13 protein-coding genes are annotated in these 17,419 nt (G+C 64.4%); 8 read left to right on the forward strand and 5 right to left on the reverse strand.

What is annotated here, in order from left to right:
• Positions 1-2 precede the first annotated feature (2 nt).
• Together VGG89_15935 and VGG89_15940 are read left to right on the forward strand one after the other, a co-directional pair.
• Complete coding sequence (locus VGG89_15935) at positions 3-2,126, forward strand: alpha/beta fold hydrolase (protein HEY1978041.1); 2,124 nt, start codon at positions 3-5, stop codon at positions 2,124-2,126.
• Positions 2,127-2,145: 19 nt separating this feature from the next.
• Positions 2,146-2,745 carry a hypothetical protein gene (locus tag VGG89_15940; GenBank protein HEY1978042.1) on the forward strand — a complete coding sequence of 200 codons (600 nt, stop codon included), beginning with the start codon at positions 2,146-2,148 and terminating at the stop codon, positions 2,743-2,745.
• Here the strand turns inward: VGG89_15940 and VGG89_15945 are convergent.
• Positions 2,731-4,794 carry an AAA family ATPase gene (locus tag VGG89_15945; protein ID HEY1978043.1) on the reverse strand — a complete coding sequence of 688 codons (2,064 nt, stop codon included), beginning with the start codon at positions 4,792-4,794 and terminating at the stop codon, positions 2,731-2,733. The two genes, VGG89_15940 and VGG89_15945, sit on opposite strands and share 15 nt — an antisense overlap.
• A gap of 28 nt (positions 4,795-4,822) precedes the next feature.
• Here VGG89_15945 and VGG89_15950 point away from each other — a divergent pair, with 28 nt between their 5' ends.
• The gene (locus tag VGG89_15950; GenBank protein ID HEY1978044.1) at positions 4,823-5,857 is read left to right on the forward strand and encodes a cupin domain-containing protein; all 1,035 of its coding nucleotides are present in this window, start codon (positions 4,823-4,825) and stop codon (positions 5,855-5,857) included.
• A gap of 6 nt (positions 5,858-5,863) precedes the next feature.
• Here the strand turns inward: VGG89_15950 and VGG89_15955 are convergent, their stop codons facing one another.
• Positions 5,864-7,402 carry a hypothetical protein gene (locus VGG89_15955; GenBank protein HEY1978045.1) on the reverse strand — a complete coding sequence of 513 codons (1,539 nt, stop codon included), beginning with the start codon at positions 7,400-7,402 and terminating at the stop codon, positions 5,864-5,866.
• A 62-nt stretch (positions 7,403-7,464) separates the two neighbouring features.
• Between VGG89_15955 and VGG89_15960 the strand changes: the two genes are divergently transcribed.
• From VGG89_15960 to VGG89_15970, 3 genes are read left to right on the forward strand one after another with little or no spacing between them, the layout of a single operon-like run.
• Positions 7,465-9,213 (forward strand): S53 family peptidase, encoded by a 1,749-nt coding sequence (locus VGG89_15960; GenBank protein ID HEY1978046.1) that lies wholly within the window; start codon positions 7,465-7,467, stop codon positions 9,211-9,213.
• Between the two features lie 13 nt (positions 9,214-9,226).
• Entirely contained in the window at positions 9,227-9,880 is a 654-nt protein-coding gene (locus tag VGG89_15965; GenBank protein HEY1978047.1) for a hypothetical protein, read from the forward strand.
• Positions 9,874-12,321 (forward strand): hypothetical protein, encoded by a 2,448-nt coding sequence (locus tag VGG89_15970; GenBank protein HEY1978048.1) that lies wholly within the window; start codon positions 9,874-9,876, stop codon positions 12,319-12,321. Before VGG89_15965 ends, VGG89_15970 begins: the two co-directional genes overlap by 7 nt.
• An 11-nt stretch (positions 12,322-12,332) precedes the next feature.
• Here the strand turns inward: VGG89_15970 and VGG89_15975 are convergent, their stop codons facing one another.
• Together VGG89_15975 and VGG89_15980 are read right to left on the reverse strand one after the other, a co-directional pair.
• Positions 12,333-13,244, reverse strand: a complete 912-nt coding sequence (locus VGG89_15975) for a zinc-binding alcohol dehydrogenase family protein (protein HEY1978049.1) — start codon at positions 13,242-13,244, stop codon at positions 12,333-12,335.
• Positions 13,245-13,249: 5 nt separating this feature from the next.
• The gene (locus VGG89_15980) at positions 13,250-14,674 is read right to left on the reverse strand and encodes a PLP-dependent aminotransferase family protein (protein HEY1978050.1); all 1,425 of its coding nucleotides are present in this window, start codon (positions 14,672-14,674) and stop codon (positions 13,250-13,252) included.
• Between the two features lie 53 nt (positions 14,675-14,727).
• Between VGG89_15980 and VGG89_15985 the strand changes: the two genes are divergently transcribed.
• Positions 14,728-15,768, forward strand: coding sequence for a hypothetical protein (locus VGG89_15985; GenBank protein ID HEY1978051.1), 1,041 nt, complete (start codon positions 14,728-14,730; stop codon positions 15,766-15,768).
• Positions 15,752-16,828, forward strand: a complete 1,077-nt coding sequence (locus tag VGG89_15990) for an NIPSNAP family protein (protein ID HEY1978052.1) — start codon at positions 15,752-15,754, stop codon at positions 16,826-16,828. The genes VGG89_15985 and VGG89_15990 overlap by 17 nt, the downstream gene beginning before the upstream one ends.
• On the opposite strand, the gene VGG89_15995 is transcribed toward VGG89_15990, so the two are convergent.
• Positions 16,794-17,417: an HAD family phosphatase gene (locus VGG89_15995; GenBank protein ID HEY1978053.1), complete on the reverse strand. Its 624-nt coding sequence runs from the start codon at positions 17,415-17,417 to the stop codon at positions 16,794-16,796. The two genes, VGG89_15990 and VGG89_15995, sit on opposite strands and share 35 nt — an antisense overlap.
• Positions 17,418-17,419: the final 2 nt, after the last annotated feature.

A 17,419-nucleotide genomic window follows, 5' to 3' on the forward strand; every position in this document is an offset into this window, starting at 1 on the left:
GCATGTTAGCGCTAATCTTTGCGACCACGATCGCCGGCAGCGTTCCGTTCTCGCTGCAAGACCACCGCATCTTCGTCAGCGCCACGATCGGCAACGCCGGGCCGTTCGCGATGATCGTCGACACGGGATCGTCGGGTTTGGTCGTAACGCCCGACGTAGCGCGACGTATCGGGCTCGCCGGAAAGCCGGCCGGCTACATGACGGGCGCGGGAAGCGGTCGCGTCGCCGCCACCGCGGTCACCGTGCGCGGGCTGCGGCTGGGCAGCGTGCGCTTCGACGCGGCACAAGCCTTCGTCGGCGATCTGTCGGCGATTCGAAAGGCGATTGGCTTCAAACGCCTCGACGGCGTCATCGGCTACGACCAGTTCAAGAACCTTCGCATGCTCGTCGACGCGGATCGACGGCGCTTGACGTTTTCGAGCGCGCCGCTGACCGTACCGGCGACCGCGGCGGTGACGCCGTTTACGGTCGATGGCGGATTACCGTTCGTTGCGGCCGCGGTCGACGGCGTGCATGGCACGTTTCTCGTCGATACCGGGGACCGCTCGCAGCTCACCCTGTTTAAGCCGTTCGCGCAAGCCAACGACTTCTTTGCGTTTGCGACCGTGCGCAACGCCCTGACCGGTCAAGGCGTCGGCGGTCCACTTTACGCCGACCTGCTGCGCACCACGCTCCAAGCTTTCAATACGACCTCGACCGGCGTTCCGACGCGCTTGCCGGTCGCGTCGAAGGGTGCTTTTGCAAGCGCCGATTATGCGGGCAGCATCGGCTACGGCTTCCTCGAGCGCTTCAACGTCGTCTTCGACTATCCGGATCGGCGCATCGTCTCGTGGTCCGCGCAGCATGCGCCGGCGGACACGTCGCTCTTTCACGTGACGGAGATTCCGCCGGCGCCGGCCGATCGACTCGTACGGCATGCGCTGTTCGGTGCGGCGGCGATGCAAAAGCCCGGCGGCGTAACGTTGACCTTCGTCCCACAAGGCGGCGCGGCGTATGTTGCCGGTTTGCGCACGGGCGACGTGCTGCAGCAGATGGGAGAACGTGCGATCGTGACGACGGCCGACTATTACACGGCCGTACACGACGCACGCGCCGGCACGCCGATCGACGTCACGTTCGTTCGCAAGAGCGTATCGCAACACGCAACCATCACGCTAGGCACGGCGTCGAACGAAGCCGACCCCACCGTGAAAACGATTTACCAAAGCGTCGACGTCGACGACTCGCTGCGCCGCACGATCGTCACCGTGCCGCAAAGCGCGAGCGGGAAGCTGCCCGCCGTACTGATTATCGGCGGCATCGGCTGCTTCTCGGTCGACGTCGCTTCCAATCCCAACGACGCGTACCTGCACGTCGCACACGACCTGTCGCGCGCCGGTTTCGCGGTCATGCGGCTGGAGAAGAGCGGCATCGGCGACAGTCAGGGGCCACCGTGCGCGAAGGTCGATTTTGAAGCGGAACGCCGCGGCTACGAAGCTGCGCTGCAATCGCTCGCATCCAACGAGCTCGTCGATCCCAAACGCGTCTATCTCTTTGGGCACAGCATCGGTTCCGTGATCGCACCCCAGTTGGCGACGACAAATCGCGTTGCCGGGATCATCGTCGCAGAGGCGGTCGGGCGCGATTGGCCCGAATACGAAATTCGCAATCTCCGGCGCCAACTCGAGCTGGGCGGCGAAACGCCTGCCAACGTCGATCGCCTGCTGCTCGAAAAGACGCGCTGCATGCAGATGCTGCTCTTTGAAAACCAGCCCGAAGCGACGATCGAATCCACGATGCCCCAATGCGGCGCGCACAACGGTGTCTATCCCGTCGATCCGTGGTACGTGCGGCAAGTGGCTCGGCTCAACGTCATCGAGCCGTGGACGCGCGTCAACGTTCCGGTGTTGGCCATATACGGCACCGCCGACGTCGTTACCGAACGCGCCGACCACGAACGCATCGTCGACATCGTCAACGCGGGGCATTCCGGTTTCGCGTCGTTCGTCGCAATCGACAACATGTCACATTTGCTCGCCGTCGCCGCCTCGGCGAAGGACGCTGCGGCCGCAGACACCAACGGTACGCCCCAAACATATGACCAGGAGCTGAGCAAGACGATCATCGAATGGCTAAGCCACTCCTAAATCTTCCAGGAATGGTGCAATGCATAAAGTTTCCGTCGTCTTTTTATTGGCGCTCGCCGCCTGTGCGGGCGTCTCGAATCCGCCCGTAGCCCAGATCGCCGCTCCGGCGACCGCCGCTCGCGCCGCGGCCCCCGACAGTCTCACGGCCGCGTCGAACTACTGCCGCAAGACCGGCGGAAAAGTTCAAGTGCGCGATGCGTGGTACACGAACAACGCGGGCGGACAAGTCCGCCTCAACGCATCGGCTACCTTCTGCCACTACCAGGCGAAAGACAAATCGACGATCGATCTCGACGTCAACACGCTGTATTCGACCAAACCGACGTTGGCGGCGCTCGCCTATTTCGCCGAACTCAAACTGAAAAAGGAGTGCAGTAAGTACCTGGCCGATCCGGCGGTGTGCTATTGCCGGCAAGAGCTCTTTGGAGCCGATTTCTTTACGATCGGCGGGAGCTGGGTGCCCGAAGGCCAGCGTCCCAGCGGCAATAACCGGACGCCGTTTTGCGTCTTCTCGGATTTCTCGGTCATCGATTCGTGGGGTCTCACGTATCACTCGGCCGGTATCGTCCGCGGAATGGATCTCTCGAAGGTCTTGCGGTACAAGCTACCCCAGAGCTAGGTGGATCGCTTGGCGTTCAACTAGCGCTCGACCGGCGCGATGTTCTTCGTCGAAGCGGCGTTCGCCGAGCGGCTGCAGCAAGGCGAGCAAACGCTTTTGCACCAGCGTCTCGGTCGGCTCGCGTTTGCTCGCCGTAAACTCGACGTACTCGTCGACGTAACCCAAGAGCCGCGCCGCCACCTCCGTTCGGCCGCGGTTGGCCAGCACGAGCGCCACCGTTTGGATGCACCAGGCGACGCAGAAATGGAGATCGCGGGCGATCGACGCCGCAATGGCGTGGCGCCCGCGGTCGTAGGCCTCGTCCAGCGCGCCTTGTACCGCAAGGTAGGCGGCGAGGTTAGTCAGCGCGAGGGCGTACATAGCGGTAGCGCTGCGCGCCTCCAGCGTTTCCACGAGCCGCCGCCCTCGCTCAACTGCCGACGCTGCTTCACCGCTGCGAAACTCGAGCTCGGCGAGATTGATCTCCAGGTGCGCGCTGAGATGCGGCCAGTCCAGCGCCATGGTCGCGGCTTCTGCTTCACGCAGGATCGCTCGGCCGCCCTCGCCGTCGCCGCTGTCGACCAACTCGAAACCGTAATCGGTCAGGGTGCGAGCGACGCGATACGGATTGCCTTCTTTTCGAATGACTTCGAGCGCGTCGCGCAGCTCGGGAACGCACCGCTGCGTTTCGTTGCCCAGAATTCGGCGCGCCCGTGCTCCGATGCGCAGGGCTTCGGCAAACCCGCGTTCGTCCTCGTAGCGCCGCGCCAACGCCTTCGAGCGTTCGTAGAGTTCGAAGCTGTGCCAATACACGTGTGAGATCATCGCCAGTCGCGCGATCGCCAGCAGAATCGGCAGCGCCTCGTGACTTTCAGGATCGCGCGTCACCGCCAAAATCGTCTCCGAACGCCGCAGACCTTCGGGAGCGAGATTAGCGAGTTCCCAAAAATCCACGAGACTCGCTACCAGCTTCCTCGCGAGCGGCACGTCGTGATCGTGCGTCCACTCCAAGGCCGCGCGAAAATGTTCGAGCTCCGGCTCGAGAGCGCCCAGCCATCCTTCTTGCGTATCGAATCCGAATTTGCGGGTTGCCTCTTCGGCGAGCTGCGTGTAATAGGCCGCGAATACGCGGCGCGTCGCAGCCTCCTCGCCTTCACCGCGTAAACGCTCGAGCGCGAACTGACGAATAGGCTCGAGCATGCGATACCGTTCGCCGGAGCGCACCAGCATCGACTTCTCAGCGATGACCTCAATAGCGCCGCCCGCAATCGCGCACGCGGCGTGCGCCGTGAAGCTTCCGGCGAAGACTCCGCACCGGCGAAAGACCGCGCGCTCGTTCTCAGGCAAACGTTCGTAACTCCACGCCACCACCGACTCGATGCGGCCGGAGCCGACGCTCAAACGAAAGTGTCCGTCCAGACGCGAGCGCAGCTGGCCGAGCGTCATCGAGTGCACGTACGGCGCCGTTAGCTCGATTGCCAGCGCCAGCCCGTCAAGACGTTTACAAATCTCACGTACGGCACCGTACTCCGCTTCTGCGAACGAAAACTCGGGATGATCGCGGCGCGCGTACATCTCGAAGAGCGTAAGTGCGGACCTCTCGTCGAGTGGTCCAAGCCGATAGACGAGCTCACCATCGACGCCGAGCGGCTCGCGCCTCGTGGCTAGGATACTGACCCCGGGACATTCGCGCAACAACGCTGAGGCGACGCGCACGCAGTCGGCTGTGAGGTGTTCGCAGTTGTCGAGCACGATCAGCAGCGAGCGTTGGCGTAAGCTCGCGATCAAGGCTTCGAGCGGATCGCTCTGGGAACCCAACTCGAGTCCGGCGCTGCGCGTGATCGCGTCGGGAATCAGATCGCCTTGCCCCAGCGAGGCAAGATCGACAAATGCGAGTCCGTTATCGTGGCGCGCGGCCGCGCCGGCCAACTCTTCGGCCACGCGCGTCTTGCCTATTCCGCCCGGCCCGGAAATCGTGACGAGCCGCGCGCGCTCCATCAACGCCGCAACGTCGGCAATAGCGTCGTCACGCCCGATCAGAGCAACCGTTTGCTGGAGCTGCAGGGCCACGCGGACGCGTTCGGCAACACCGGCGCCTATGCTTGCACGTCTCGATATTCCGGGCGCGTGGATGTGGTCGTCGTGGCAGCCCGACCGCGGCATGGCCTTCAACAGCTATCTCTTCGAGCGCGAAGGCGGCTGTATCGCGGTCGACCCGCTTCCGCTGGACGATCAATCGCTCGATCAAATCGCCAAGCTCGGCGGCGTTCGCACGATCGTAATCACCAACCGCGATCACGAACGCGGCGCGCAAGCGCTTCGCGATCGGTTTGGCGCGCGCAACGCGACGCTCGAACCGGAAGGCGAAGTCTTTCCGGGTGCGTTCGTCGTGCCGTTGCCGCACGGGAAGACCGAAGATGAAGTCGCGCTGTATTTGCCCGACAACCAAGCCGCGGTCGTGGGCGACGCGCTTATCGGCACGCCGGCGGGGTCGTTGAGCTTGCTTCCGGCTGAGAAACTGGCCGACCGCGATCGTTTCGTCACGACGTTGCAGAGATTGTGGGGTTTGCAGCTGCAAACGCTGCTGCTTGGCGACGGACAGCCGCTCTTTACGGGCGCCGATGCCGCCATCGGCGCGCTCTTAGAACGCGAAGGCCCCGTCGCGCTCCATCGCGTCAATCTCGATGAGATCACCTTTCGTCACGCCGGCGCCGGCACGAAGTGGGAATGTTACGACGGCGAAATCGGGTTGCCGCTCGGTGCGCGCGATCTGGGCTATCGCGTCGCCCGTATCCCGCCGGGCAAGGCCTTCTGTCCGCTGCATTGGCACGTGCGGTGCGAAGAGTTCTTTTACGTCATCGAAGGCCGCCCGTCGATTCGCACGCACAAAGGGACGTTCGAGTGTCGTCCCGGTGACTTCATCGCGTTTCCGACCGGAGAATCCGGCGCACATCAACTGCTCAACGAAAGCAACGAGTCCGCGCTGGTGCTGCTGGTCGGAATGGAAGACTCGGCCGCCGGTCTCGAGGCGTGCTTCTATCCCGATTCAGAAAAAGTCGGACTGTGGACCGCCGAACGCGGCCTCGGCCTTATCCGTTCGTCCCCCAAACTCGACTATTACGACGGCGAGTAGCGCGAGCTACGTCGGGAGCATGACGTTAAGCGATTCCGACACGTGCATGCGGCGCGCACGCGCACGAGTTTCGGCGGTAGCGCGACTTAGAACGTCGCCCATCACCGACAGCGCTCGTTTGGCGCGCGCGTGGAAGCCGAGGCGTTCGCACGCTTCGATCGCGATAAGCTGGGCGTCGCACGCCCACGCGTCGATTCCCAAACGGAAGAAGGAGGCCGCTGCGTCTTCGGCGCGCTCGAGCGCCGAGCGGTAGTCGCCGGCACGTGCCGCGATCTTCGCATCGCCGAGTTGTAAGTAGAGCGTGTCGCGCAAGCCCAAGCGGTCTTGTCGCGCGTTAACCATCGCACGCTCGGCCCCTTCCGCGCCGCGCTCGTGCAGCAGCAACGGCAGCGCCGCGAGCGTGAGCTCCGAAAGACGATCTCCCGGATAAAAGCGCCGCGCGATCTCTAAGCCGTAGTCTGCGTACGTGAGCGCGGTTTGCGCGTCGTCCGGCGCCAACGCTGCCGCGAAGCGAATCGCGGTGTCCGAGACGCCTCCCAACTCGCCCGACGCTCGGGCCGCGTCGAGCGCGGCGCGAAAACCGAGAACCGATCGCGGCCGATCGCCGTCGGCGTGGAGCGCGAGCTGCGACGAAACGCGGAAAATCAGCGCCGAAAGGCGGGACATCGATTGCGGTCTTGCCGCCGTGCCGTTTTGTAAGAGGTTCGAGGCGCGCGCGATCAGCGATCGTGCCCGATCCCAGCGACCGCAATCGATCTCGAGACGCGCCGCTCCGCTGAGCATCATGCCCAGTAAGGTGGCTTCTTTTCCGTGCAGCGTTCGTTCGTCGGGCCCCGCACCAACGGCGCGCTCGAACGTCGCCCGGGCTGCGGCGCTCTCACCGCGCACCCACTGCAGACTCATCGCGCTGCCGGCTATCCACAGCGATCGCCAGTACGAGTCACCGCGCGTCGCAAGGCACAGGTCGAGGGCCTGCTGCGACCGTTTTACGTCGCCGAGAAAGCGTGCCGCTTCGGATGCGACGAGCCAGAAGTCGACCTCGCGCGCATCGCCTGGATTGCGTCCCGCCAGCGAAAACGCTTCCTCAAATACCAAGCCATGCTGGCCTGCGGCGCGAAGGGCTTCGATGTATGCCTCGGCCGCGTCGCCGAGATCGACGAGCGTCGCCGACGAAGGCGCCGGTTCGGCTTGGCCTTGCGCCTTATCGACGTGTTGCCGGACGGTTGCCGCCAAACGCAACAGCGCTTCGTGCCTTTCGCGATAGAACTGGCGCCGCGAGAGCGCCATCGATTTGATAACTGATTTATGAACCTCGCCGTTGAGGTCACAGCGTACTAAAATGGTGCACAGCCGGCGCTCTCGCTGCGCGGCGGGCCCTCCGCTGGCGGGCGCGAGCGATTGCAGCGAGTTGAGCACGATGAAACGAAGCGTGCCGTACGACAGCCGGTGGTCGCGCGGCAGGAGCGAATTGCGCAGCAGCAGTTGCTCGTTCTCGACGTTGGCAAGGGCATGGCGTGCTGCGGCGACGAGCTCGCGATCGGTCATTGGCACCTAAACGGCACCGTCGTCACTAGGTTGACGCAATCGCACTGCGTAAGCACGAATCTATGATGGGCCATCTTCGCACTGCATTCCTTGTTGCGTTCAGTGCCACGTTCGCGGCAGCGTGCTCGGGCGGATCGATGCTGCCGGCACGGGCGCCCGGCGACTCTGCACCCGGTAATGCCAACGCGGCGGCTCGCGGCGAAATCCTCGCAACCGCGCCCGACCTGCGTCAATTGGGCGTGACCGATGCCGGCACGGCACCGCGTTCGACGACGCTGTCCCTGGCGATGGTGTTGCGTTACCGAAATCAGAGCGCGCTCGATCGGCTCGTCGCAGATCAATCGGATCCAAGGTCGCCGCTATATCGCCGCTGGCTGAGCAACTCGCAGTTCGATGCGCGCTTCGCCCCGAGTAAAGCGACCTACCGCACGGTGCTTGCGTCGCTGCGGCACGCCGGCTTTCACATCGATCGTGCGTACGAAAACCGCACGCTGGTCGACGCGAGCGCAGGCGTCGCCGTCATCGCGCGTTATTTCCGTACGTCCATCCATCGCGTGCGGGCCGCTAAAGGTGGCTCGGAGTACGTCAACGTTCGCCCGGCTTACGCGCCGGCTGCGCTGGCCGGCACATTGCTGAGCGTCGACGGCCTCGACACGGTTGCCGTCGTGCATCCTTTCTACGCGCTCATCGGTGGCGCGGCCGCGACGCGCATCCCGTCTGCGACCACTACGTCGGCGCTCTTCGGTCCAATCAGCTCCGTCACGCACGCTCGCGGATACGCACCGGCGGCGTTTTGGGCGGGCTACGATTTTCCGATCCTGCACGCGGCCGCGTCGGGTCACTATGACGGAAGCGGACGCGCGTCGGGCATCGTGATCGACGCGGACTTTGCCGAAAGCGATCTGCGCGGTTTCCTCACCTACTTCAAGATCGCGCGCACGGGGCCGGCAACGCACCGCGTGCTGCTGCACGGCGGGCCGCCTCCCGGCGACGCGTCGACGGATTCCGTCGAGGCCGCGCTCGATGCCGAGGCGATCGTCGGCGGCGCGCCCGGCACCGCCCTAACCGTCTACGAAATCAAGAACCTCAAGAATAAGAGCATTACCGACGCGTATGACGCGGCCGTTTCGCAGAACGCGGTCGACGCCCTCAACTCCAGCTTCGGCGGGTGTGAAGCGGCAATCGGTACGAAGACCGTCGCCGCGTGGAGCGCGCTGGCCGAACAAGGCGCGAGCAAAGGCACGACGTTTCACGCGGCCACGGGCGATAGCGGCGGAAGTTTGTGCGCGAACGCGCCCGCGAGTTCGCCGTACTTTGTGGCCGTGGGCGGCACGGCACTCACCGTCGGCTCCGGCGGCGCGTGGGCGCTCGAGTCCGCGTGGACGGACGGCGGCGGCGGAATCTCGACGATCTTCGCGCGTCCCGCCTGGCAAGCGACGACGGCCGGTACGATCGATCGGGGCCGCAACGTTCCCGACGTGGCGCTCGACGCCGATCCGTACACGGGTATCGCGCTGTACTACACCGGCACGTTCAACACGCAATACGATCCGCTCGGCGGCACGTCGTTGGCTTCGCCGCTCTTTGGGGCAGCGGTCGCGGAGCTGGATCAAGTGAAGGGCGGCCGTCTCGGCTTGGCCGCCGGAGGCTTGTACGCGGCCTTTGCCGCGCACGGCTACGGATCCGGAGCGACGCCGTACTTCCACGACGTCGTGCAAGGCAACAACGGTACCTTTTACGCGAGCACCGGCTACGATCTCACCACCGGCATCGGATCGATCGACGCATGGAACCTCGCGAGCATTCTGTAAGGCGGAGATTTCAGTGGTAAATATCAAGCGAATTTCAAAATGGGGTGCGTTGGCCGCGGCATGTGCGCTCGCAGCCTGCGGCGGCCAGAGCGCCGCAATGGTTCCGTCCGGTCAACTCGCGGCGCTCGCCCGCCCGGATGCGGCGATCGCCACGTGTAAAGGGCAAACGACGAGCAGTGAATACGCCACCTCGAAGCCGACGAAGCTCAAGAGCCGCAACACCCACGCGTGCATTCCCGCGTTTGCGGGTTTTGGCGGATCGCTGCATTATCCGGCCGCGACGCCCGCCGTCGCGGCGACGCTTACGAGCAGCACGACGAACTACAACACGATGCTGCCGGCGCTGAGCAAAGGCAAACCGGTCTTCTATCTGCAGATGGCAACGACCGCGGCGACCACGTTTGCAGCGACGTACGCGGCCGCCGGCGGCCTGACGTCGAAAACGCTGCGACCCGGAAAAGCGTATTACGTCTACGGCCAAGCCAAATACGGCGGCGTCGCGATCCTGTTCGTTAACTTCCCGCCCTGTAAGGCGACCGCGGTGAAAGCGAAGGCCGGCGGCGCGTTGCCGAATCTGGGCACGGTGCTCGAGGGCCAAGCCATCCCGGGCGCGGCGAACATTACAATCGAAGTGTATTCAAAGGGTCACGTGGCAGCGTCGTGCTAAAGCGCGTTGCGGTAATCCTCATCTTAACCGGCTGCAGCGGTGGCACGCTCCCGAGCGCCCCGCCGAACGCGGCGGTGCCGGCCGCCGTCGGGCGAGCGACGAACGCAACCCTTTCCTACGCGGGAACGCTGCAGCAAACCAATACCGGCGGAAGCGCGAAACGGTTCGCGATCGCCGAAAGCGTGACCGCGGCGGGCACCGCGGGTCAAAACGTCGTCAACTATCACGGTCAAAGTGTCGAGACGGGCAAAGGCACGTCGCTGACGACGACGTTCGACGCCGCCGTGGAGCAACTTCGCAACGCCGCTCGCCAAGGCAGCAACGTGAAGCGCCTCAAATCCGCCGTGAGCGATTCGACCGGAATCAGTGCGACGACCACCTACGGTGCGGGTAACGGCATCTTCGACGAGCTGCCCGAGGCGAACGGAACGCGCTGGAGCAATACCGCAACCCGCGTCGTTTTCGAGGCGAACTCGCAAGCCGGCTCGACGCTTGACGATCGCTATGCCGCCGACGGCTCGTACGACGAACGCGCCGTTCCGGTCGAAGGACTCGAGGCGTCGCTGCAAAGCTATCCCGACGGCAATGCCGTCTACCAGTGGCCGTTCGGCGGCGCGTACCAAAACTCGTCGATCGCCTATACGCCGCCAAAATACGGATCGCTGCGCGTGCTCTTTACCGACGCGACGCACCACGTCACCGACTTCATCACGCTGCACTCGTGGTATCCGTCGCGGCCGCTCGTGCTGGCAAGCGATACGACGCAGAACGTGGGGAGCGTTCGCATCCCCAAGACGTGCCGCGTATCGCCGCACTTCGGCACGACCGCAAACGGGATCGACGAAACGGCAACGCGCGTCGACATCGTCTTCGGCGACTACGAAACGATCGAGCGGACGGCCTACGTCGGCACCGCGGGTCTGCTCTGCCTGCACGTGCACGACGTACTCGAAACGCACTACGACTACACCGCTTTCGCGTTCTCGCAAAAGCCGCTGACAACCACCACTACCGACGAGGTCCTCGGTTTGCGGCAAGCATCGGGCGCGAGCGGGACCGAAGTCTCTTCGGCGGTGGCCATGCCGCTCGACGCCAACGTGGCGCTCGGCGTCGACGCACTGCGCTTGCAGGGTGCCGCCGCCATCTACACCTCGCTCGACCGCGTACGACACCGTCGCCACGAACGCGCATCGACCGCCAAGGTCGCAAGCGTCTCGCTGATGGTGCACGCGGCGTATCCGCCGGCCGGAAAGGCGGTTAAGACCCCGGTGCTGGTTCAAGAACTCGATGCCGACGGCAATCCGATCGCAGGCACGTACGCAAATCCCGTCACGCTGACCGACACGGATGCGTCGGGAGCGACGAAGCTGTCGACAACGTCGGTAACGAGCTCGTCGACGCACGTTAGTCTTTCATACGACGGCGCGCCGTTGTCGGTCGCGCGATTGACGGCGTCCGTATCGGGCGCGCCGAAAGCGTCCGCCGTTTTCGCACCGAGCGCAACGACCGTCGCACAGTACAAAGCGCCGTTCTTACACACCCACAACGGGCCGCTGCCCGTCGGCGTTTCGGACCTGTGCGTCGGCCCCGACGGCAACATCTGGGCGACCGGTGCATCGAGTGGCGCCATCGAGAAGATCGACTCGAGCGGACACTATACGACGTATCCGCTACTCGGTACGCAGCCGTTGGGCATCAGCGTCGGCTCCGATGGAAATTTGTGGTTCGCGGAAGCGAGCGCCGGAAAGATCGGCCGCATTACGACGTCCGGCACCATCACGCAGTATACAATTACCGTTCCCAAGGGAGGGCAGTCACAGCCCTCGTCAACGGCACCCGGCCCCGACAAGCGAACGTGGTTTGTCGATCAGGGCATAAACGCCGTCGGAGTGGGAGCGATCGACATGTCGGGCAAGATGGTGAAGTACGCATTGCCGCACCGCTCGAGTCCGCAGTCGATCGTTGCCGGCCCCGACGCAAACATGTGGATCACCGACGGGGGACTCAACGCCATCGACGTGATGTCGACGTCGGGTAAGCTTCTGGCGATTCATCATCTGCACACAAAGAACGCGGCGCCGTGGGGTATTGCGGTCGGCCCCGACAAGAATCTGTGGTTCGGGGAGTTCAACGCTAACCTCATCGGCCGCATGACGCCATCTGGAAAGCTGCGCGAGTTTGCCGTTCCGACCGCGTTCGCGGGACCGCTCTACGTTGCGGCAGGACCCGACGGCAAGGTCTGGTTTACCGAAACGGGCGGCGGTTTCTGGAACTTCGCCGGCAAGATCGGTTACATCACCACCGATGGTAAGACGATTCGCGACTTTCCGAGCTTCAATCCGATCGCGCACGTGCACGATCTCGCGTTCGACACGCACGGCAACCTCTGGTACTCGAAGTTCGAACTGACATTCAGTTCGTTGAGTAAGCTGGTGTACTAGATGATCCGGTCCTAGAACGTAAGGACGATCTTTCCGCTCGCGCCGCCGCTCACGCGAGCGAAGGCCTCGGGTGCGCTTTCGAGCGGATAGCGTTCCGCTACCGGCGGCGGCTGGAGCGCGCGCGACTCGAGGTACGGATTGATGCGATCGAGCAGCGCGCCCACTTTTTCGAGCGAAAGCGCCGCGGAATCGAGCCCGTAAAATGTTAGACGCTTGCGGTAAAAGGCGAAGAGGTCGAGTGCAACGTCTTTCCCGCCGGCGGCGGAGAAGATCACCATGCGGCCGCCTTTGCGGAGCGCATCGACGAGCGCCGGATACACCGCCGCGCCCACGGCATTGAGCGCAACGTTGGCGCCTTCACCGTTCGTTAGCTCGCGCGTCTTGGCTACGATATCGTCCCCGCGATCGACCGGAATCGGATGCGCGCCGAGTGCATTCACGATCTGCACCGCGGCGGTGCCGACCGATCCAGCCGCGCCGGTGACGATAACGTACTCGCCAGCTTGCGTGGCCGCGAGTTCGACGAGCGCCAGCCACGCGGTGAGTGCCGGCGTGCCGATCGCCGCGGCGCCTTCGGCGGAGAGATGCGGCGGCCGCACCGACACCGCATGCGCCGGAATTGCCAAGAGCTGCGCGTGCGCGCCGTCGCGTGTGAGTCCGAGCTCCCCGCCGCCCGTTCCCCACACCGGCTTGCCGATGAGACCGGCCGGTCCGTCGACGACGGTGCCGGCGAAATCGCGTCCCATCACACGCGGTAGCGTCAGCTGCGGGAAGCGCCCCATCACGATGCCGACGTCGCTCGGATTCACGCCCGCAGCTTCGATTCGGATGACGACGTCGTCGCCGGCGCGTACCGGATCGGGAACGTCGCGAACCGTAAGCGCGTCGAGCGAACCCGTGCGCGTGATTTGCAAAGCTCTCACGTTCATTACCCCCGAAGCTGATGCGCGAGCGCCGTCGCCGCGTTGGCCACGGCTTCGTCGCCGCCCGCGCTGAATCCGACAAGAAGCCCCTTGCAGTCTTTGCGGCGGACGCACATGGTCGAAAACGGCAAGCAGCGCCCCGCGCCCATGGAATCGGCCGCCGTGACGTCGTCGAAATCGCGCGGTCCCCACAGCGCGACGTGCAACCCCGTCTGTGCCGGGCCCAGTTTGAAGCCGGGCGGCACGTCGCGGGTCAGCGCGTCGACGAGGATCCGGCGGCGGCGCTCGTATACGCCGTTCATTCGTCGAACGTGGCGGCTGAAATAGCCCTGTGCGATGAAATCCGCCAGCGTTGCCTGCAGTTGCGCGGACGTGCCGAGACTCACGACGTCGCGCGCGGCGCGAAACGCCGGCGCCAGATGCGGTGGCGCCACCAGGTATCCAAGCCGTAATCCCGGAGCCAGGGTCTTGCTGAACGTTCCGGTGTAAATCACGCGGCCGTCGCGATCCAAGCTCTGCAGCGACGGCAGCGGATGTGCGTCGAACTCGCTATCGTAATCGTCTTCGATCACGTAGGCGTTCGTGCGCTGTGCCCACTGCAGCAGCTCGATCCTCCGCCCTTGTGGTAATGCGACGCCGAGCGGAAACTGATGCGAAGGCGATACGTACGCTAGCGCCGCTTCGCTTGGCAACTCGGCGGTCCGCATGCCCATCTCGTCGACGCTCACCGGACGCAGTTTTAAACCGTGCAAACGAAACACGGCTCGCGCGTTCTGGTAACAGGGATCCTCCACCGCAATTGCATCACCCGGTTGCGAAAGCGCGACCGCAATCAGGTGCATCGCACCTTGCGCGCCTTCTACTACGACCACCTGATCCGGGTCGGCAACCACGCCGCGAAACTGCGCGATGTGCCGCGAGATCGCTTCGCGCAGGGCGCGCAGTCCGCAGGACTCGCCGTACTGCAGATACGCGCCGGTCGCGTCGAGATGCTTGCGCGCTACCTTGCGCCACGCGTGAAACGGAAAGAGCGACAGATCCGGCACTCCGGCGCGCAACGGCCCAAATGAGGAACCGACGCGGTCGAGTTCGGCCTTGGCCGCCGCGACCGCGACGGCGCGGCGCGGCAACGCGCGCTGGCTCGACGGCAGCCGCGGTTTCACGCGGCCGATTCCGGGGCTTACGAAGGTGCCGGCGCCGACCCGAGCTTCGAGGTATCCCTCGGCCACGAGCTGATCGAAAGCAAAAGCCACCGTGTTGCGCGCGACGCCGAGGCGTTTGGCGAGTTCGCGTGAGGGCAGCAGTCTGACGGCGGGCGGGAAGAACCCCGTCTCGATCGCGTGTCGCAAGCGCCGCACGAGCTGAGCGCCGACAGCCTCACCCGAAGCGCGGTCGGGAAAGAGCGGCTCGAGATCGATTGGCTCCTTCATATTACCCTTTAATGGCACATTACAGGGAGCCAATCCTGTCGTATCATGCAGCCATGATGCCAACGATAACCGCCGGCTTTCTGACGGCGCTCATGCTCATCGGGGCGGCTCCCTCAGCGACCGCCGCACGCGACGGAAGCGGCGACTTCAACTTCCTCTTTGGGACCTGGCGCACGCACTATCGGTTGCTGCGTCATCGTCTGGTCAACAATCACGACTGGTACTCGTGCGAGGGCACGTCGGTGGTCCGGCCGTTCTGGAATGGCGACGCGAATCTGGAAGACGGCGATCTCAAGTGCGACCGTCGTTACGTCGGCGGGCTGACCTTACGGCTCTACGATCGCGCGACGCATCAGTGGCAGTTGTGGTGGGGTACGCGCAAGCTCGGCGTCGTTCCGCCCGACCAAGTCGGTCACTTCGACGAGAGCGGTGTAGGCAATTTCTACACCCCCGACGTTCAGGAGGGCAAGCACGTCATCGTGCGTTTTCAGTGGACGCATCCCGACGGTACTCCGCATTTCGAGCAAGCGTTTTCAGCCGACAACGGCAAGACGTGGGAAACGAACTGGACGACCGACTACGAGCGCGTCCCGGAAACGTCGAATGGCGTCTGGAACGGCGCGAAGCAAGCCGGAGACAACGGCTTCGCGTTCTTGATCGGCAGTTGGCGCACGCACTATCGCCGGCTGCTGCATCCGCTCGCGAACGATCACACCTGGTACGACTGCGAGGGGGTGTCGGTCGTCCGGCCGTTTTGGACCGGTAGCGGGAATCTCGAGGACGGCAATATCCGCTGCCCTAAACAAACGATCGACAGCGTTACGCTCCGCGTCTACGATACGTCGACTAAGCAGTGGCAGCTGTGGTTCGGCACCAAGACCCTCGGCTTGCTGACGCCGCCGCAGCTGGGTGCCTTCGACTCCCACGGTGTAGGCGTCTTTATCGCGCCCGATACGTGGCACGGCAAGCACGTCCTCGTGCGCTATCGCTGGAGCACCCGCGACGGACACCCGTATTTCGAGCAAGCCTTCTCGCAAGACCACGGCAAGTCGTGGGAAACGAACTGGACGACGGTGTATGATCGCGCATCGTAACGCAACCGGCGTCGTCGAGCTGCGGCAGTACACGCTGCAGCCCGGCCGGCGCGACGAGTTAATCGAGCTCTTCGAGCGTGAGTTCGTCGAGCCGCAGGAAGCCGCCGGCATGGAGCTCCTTGGAACGTTTCGCGACGCACGCGACCCGGATCGATTCGTTTGGCTGCGAGCGTTCCCCGACATGGAGTCGCGCAAGCAATCGCTGGCGAACTTCTACGAGGGCCCCGTCTGGCAACAGCATCGCAATGCCGCCAACGCCACCATGCTCGACTCCGACAACGTCCTGCTGTTGCGGCCGCGTGGCAGCAGTAGTGTCGATACCACGCTCCGTCCGCCGCTGCTCGCCCTAACGTACCTCAACGGAGTTGAGCCAGACGTCGAAGCCATAGAACGCAAGGGCGGCGGGATCGTCGCGTCGTTTGAAACGGAAACGTCCGCGAACACCTACCCTCGCCTTCCGGTACGCGAGGACGTCCGCGCGATCGTGCTGCTCGTCTCCGGCATCGTTCCCGACGAGCTGCCGAACCGCGAGACTGCCGGCGTCGTCGAGCTCGTTCCCACCAAGCGATCCCGCATCCAACTCGCCTTTACCGGAAAGCCGCACGATTTCTGTTTCCTCAACGGCGAGTGGTCCGCAACGCACCGCAAGCTGCGCGAACGCCTGCGCAACTGTACGGAGTGGGAAACCTTTACCGCCGAATGCCGGCACGATTCGTGGTGCGGCGGCGTCGTCAGCGTCGACGAGTTCGACTTTCCCGCGACGCAGTCGAAGGGGTGCAGCATTCGCAATCTCGACGTCGCCGCCCAACGCTGGACGATTCATTGGACGACCAGCCAAACCGGCAATCTCTTTTCACCCGTCCACGGCGGCTTTGACGGCGATCGCGGCGAGTTCTACGGTACGGACGTCGAAAACGGCACACCCGTACTCGCACGATTCGTGTGGTCGGGGCGCACGACCGGTGCGCCGCGATGGGAGCAGGCCTTCTCTACCGACGGCGGTAGTACGTGGGAGACGAACTGGACTATGGAGTTTTCAGAGCGTCGAGATTCGGAATGACGCATGCGGCGAGCGCCAGCGCTTCAGGCGTGGGCGGGAACTCGCGATTGGGAATCGCGATCACGCGCAAGCCCGCGGCGTGAGCCGCGCGGATCCCGTTTGTGGAGTCTTCGACGGCTTCGCTGCTCCCGGCGTCGGCGTGCATGAGCTCGAGCGCGCGCAGGTAGACGTCGGGTTCCGGCTTTCCGCGTGCGACGTCGTCGGCTGAGACGACGGCTTCAAAGAAGCGCGTCCATCCCGTGCTTGCAAGCACGGTCTCGGCAACCGGCCGCGCTGCCGACGTGGCCAGACCGAGACGAAAGTCTCGGGAAGCGCGATCGAGCGCCGCCTGCGCTCCCGGCAGAATCGGGACGTTGGCGCGCAAGGCGGCGACGATGCCGTCGACGACCAGTCGCGCGATCTCGTGGGGCGGCAGCGCGACGCCGAGATCGTCGCGAATGTACTCCGCCCATTGGGCGGTTCGCATGCCGATCATCGTCGCTTGCGCGCCGTCGTGCCACCGGCCGCCGTGCGCGACGACGAAGTCGCGCCGCACGTCCCGCCAGACTTGCTCCGTCTCGACGAGCGTTCCGTCGAGGTCGAAGATCATGC

The organism is Candidatus Baltobacteraceae bacterium (assembly GCA_036488875.1).
Lineage (GTDB): Bacteria > Vulcanimicrobiota > Vulcanimicrobiia > Vulcanimicrobiales > Vulcanimicrobiaceae > JAFAHZ01.

Coding starts and splice junctions, on each gene's coding strand:
- VGG89_15935 (HEY1978041.1), top strand. CDS start 3: ATGTTAGCGCTAATCTTTGCGACCACGATCGCCGGCAGCGTTCCGTTC.
- VGG89_15940 (HEY1978042.1), top strand. CDS start 2,146: ATGCATAAAGTTTCCGTCGTCTTTTTATTGGCGCTCGCCGCCTGTGCG.
- VGG89_15950 (HEY1978044.1), top strand. CDS start 4,823: ATGCTTGCACGTCTCGATATTCCGGGCGCGTGGATGTGGTCGTCGTGG.
- VGG89_15955 (HEY1978045.1), bottom strand. CDS start 7,402: ATGACCGATCGCGAGCTCGTCGCCGCAGCACGCCATGCCCTTGCCAAC.
- VGG89_15960 (HEY1978046.1), top strand. CDS start 7,465: ATGATGGGCCATCTTCGCACTGCATTCCTTGTTGCGTTCAGTGCCACG.
- VGG89_15980 (HEY1978050.1), bottom strand. CDS start 14,674: ATGAAGGAGCCAATCGATCTCGAGCCGCTCTTTCCCGACCGCGCTTCG.
- VGG89_15985 (HEY1978051.1), top strand. CDS start 14,728: ATGATGCCAACGATAACCGCCGGCTTTCTGACGGCGCTCATGCTCATC.
- VGG89_15990 (HEY1978052.1), top strand. CDS start 15,752: ATGATCGCGCATCGTAACGCAACCGGCGTCGTCGAGCTGCGGCAGTAC.
- VGG89_15995 (HEY1978053.1), bottom strand. CDS start 17,417: ATGATCTTCGACCTCGACGGAACGCTCGTCGAGACGGAGCAAGTCTGG.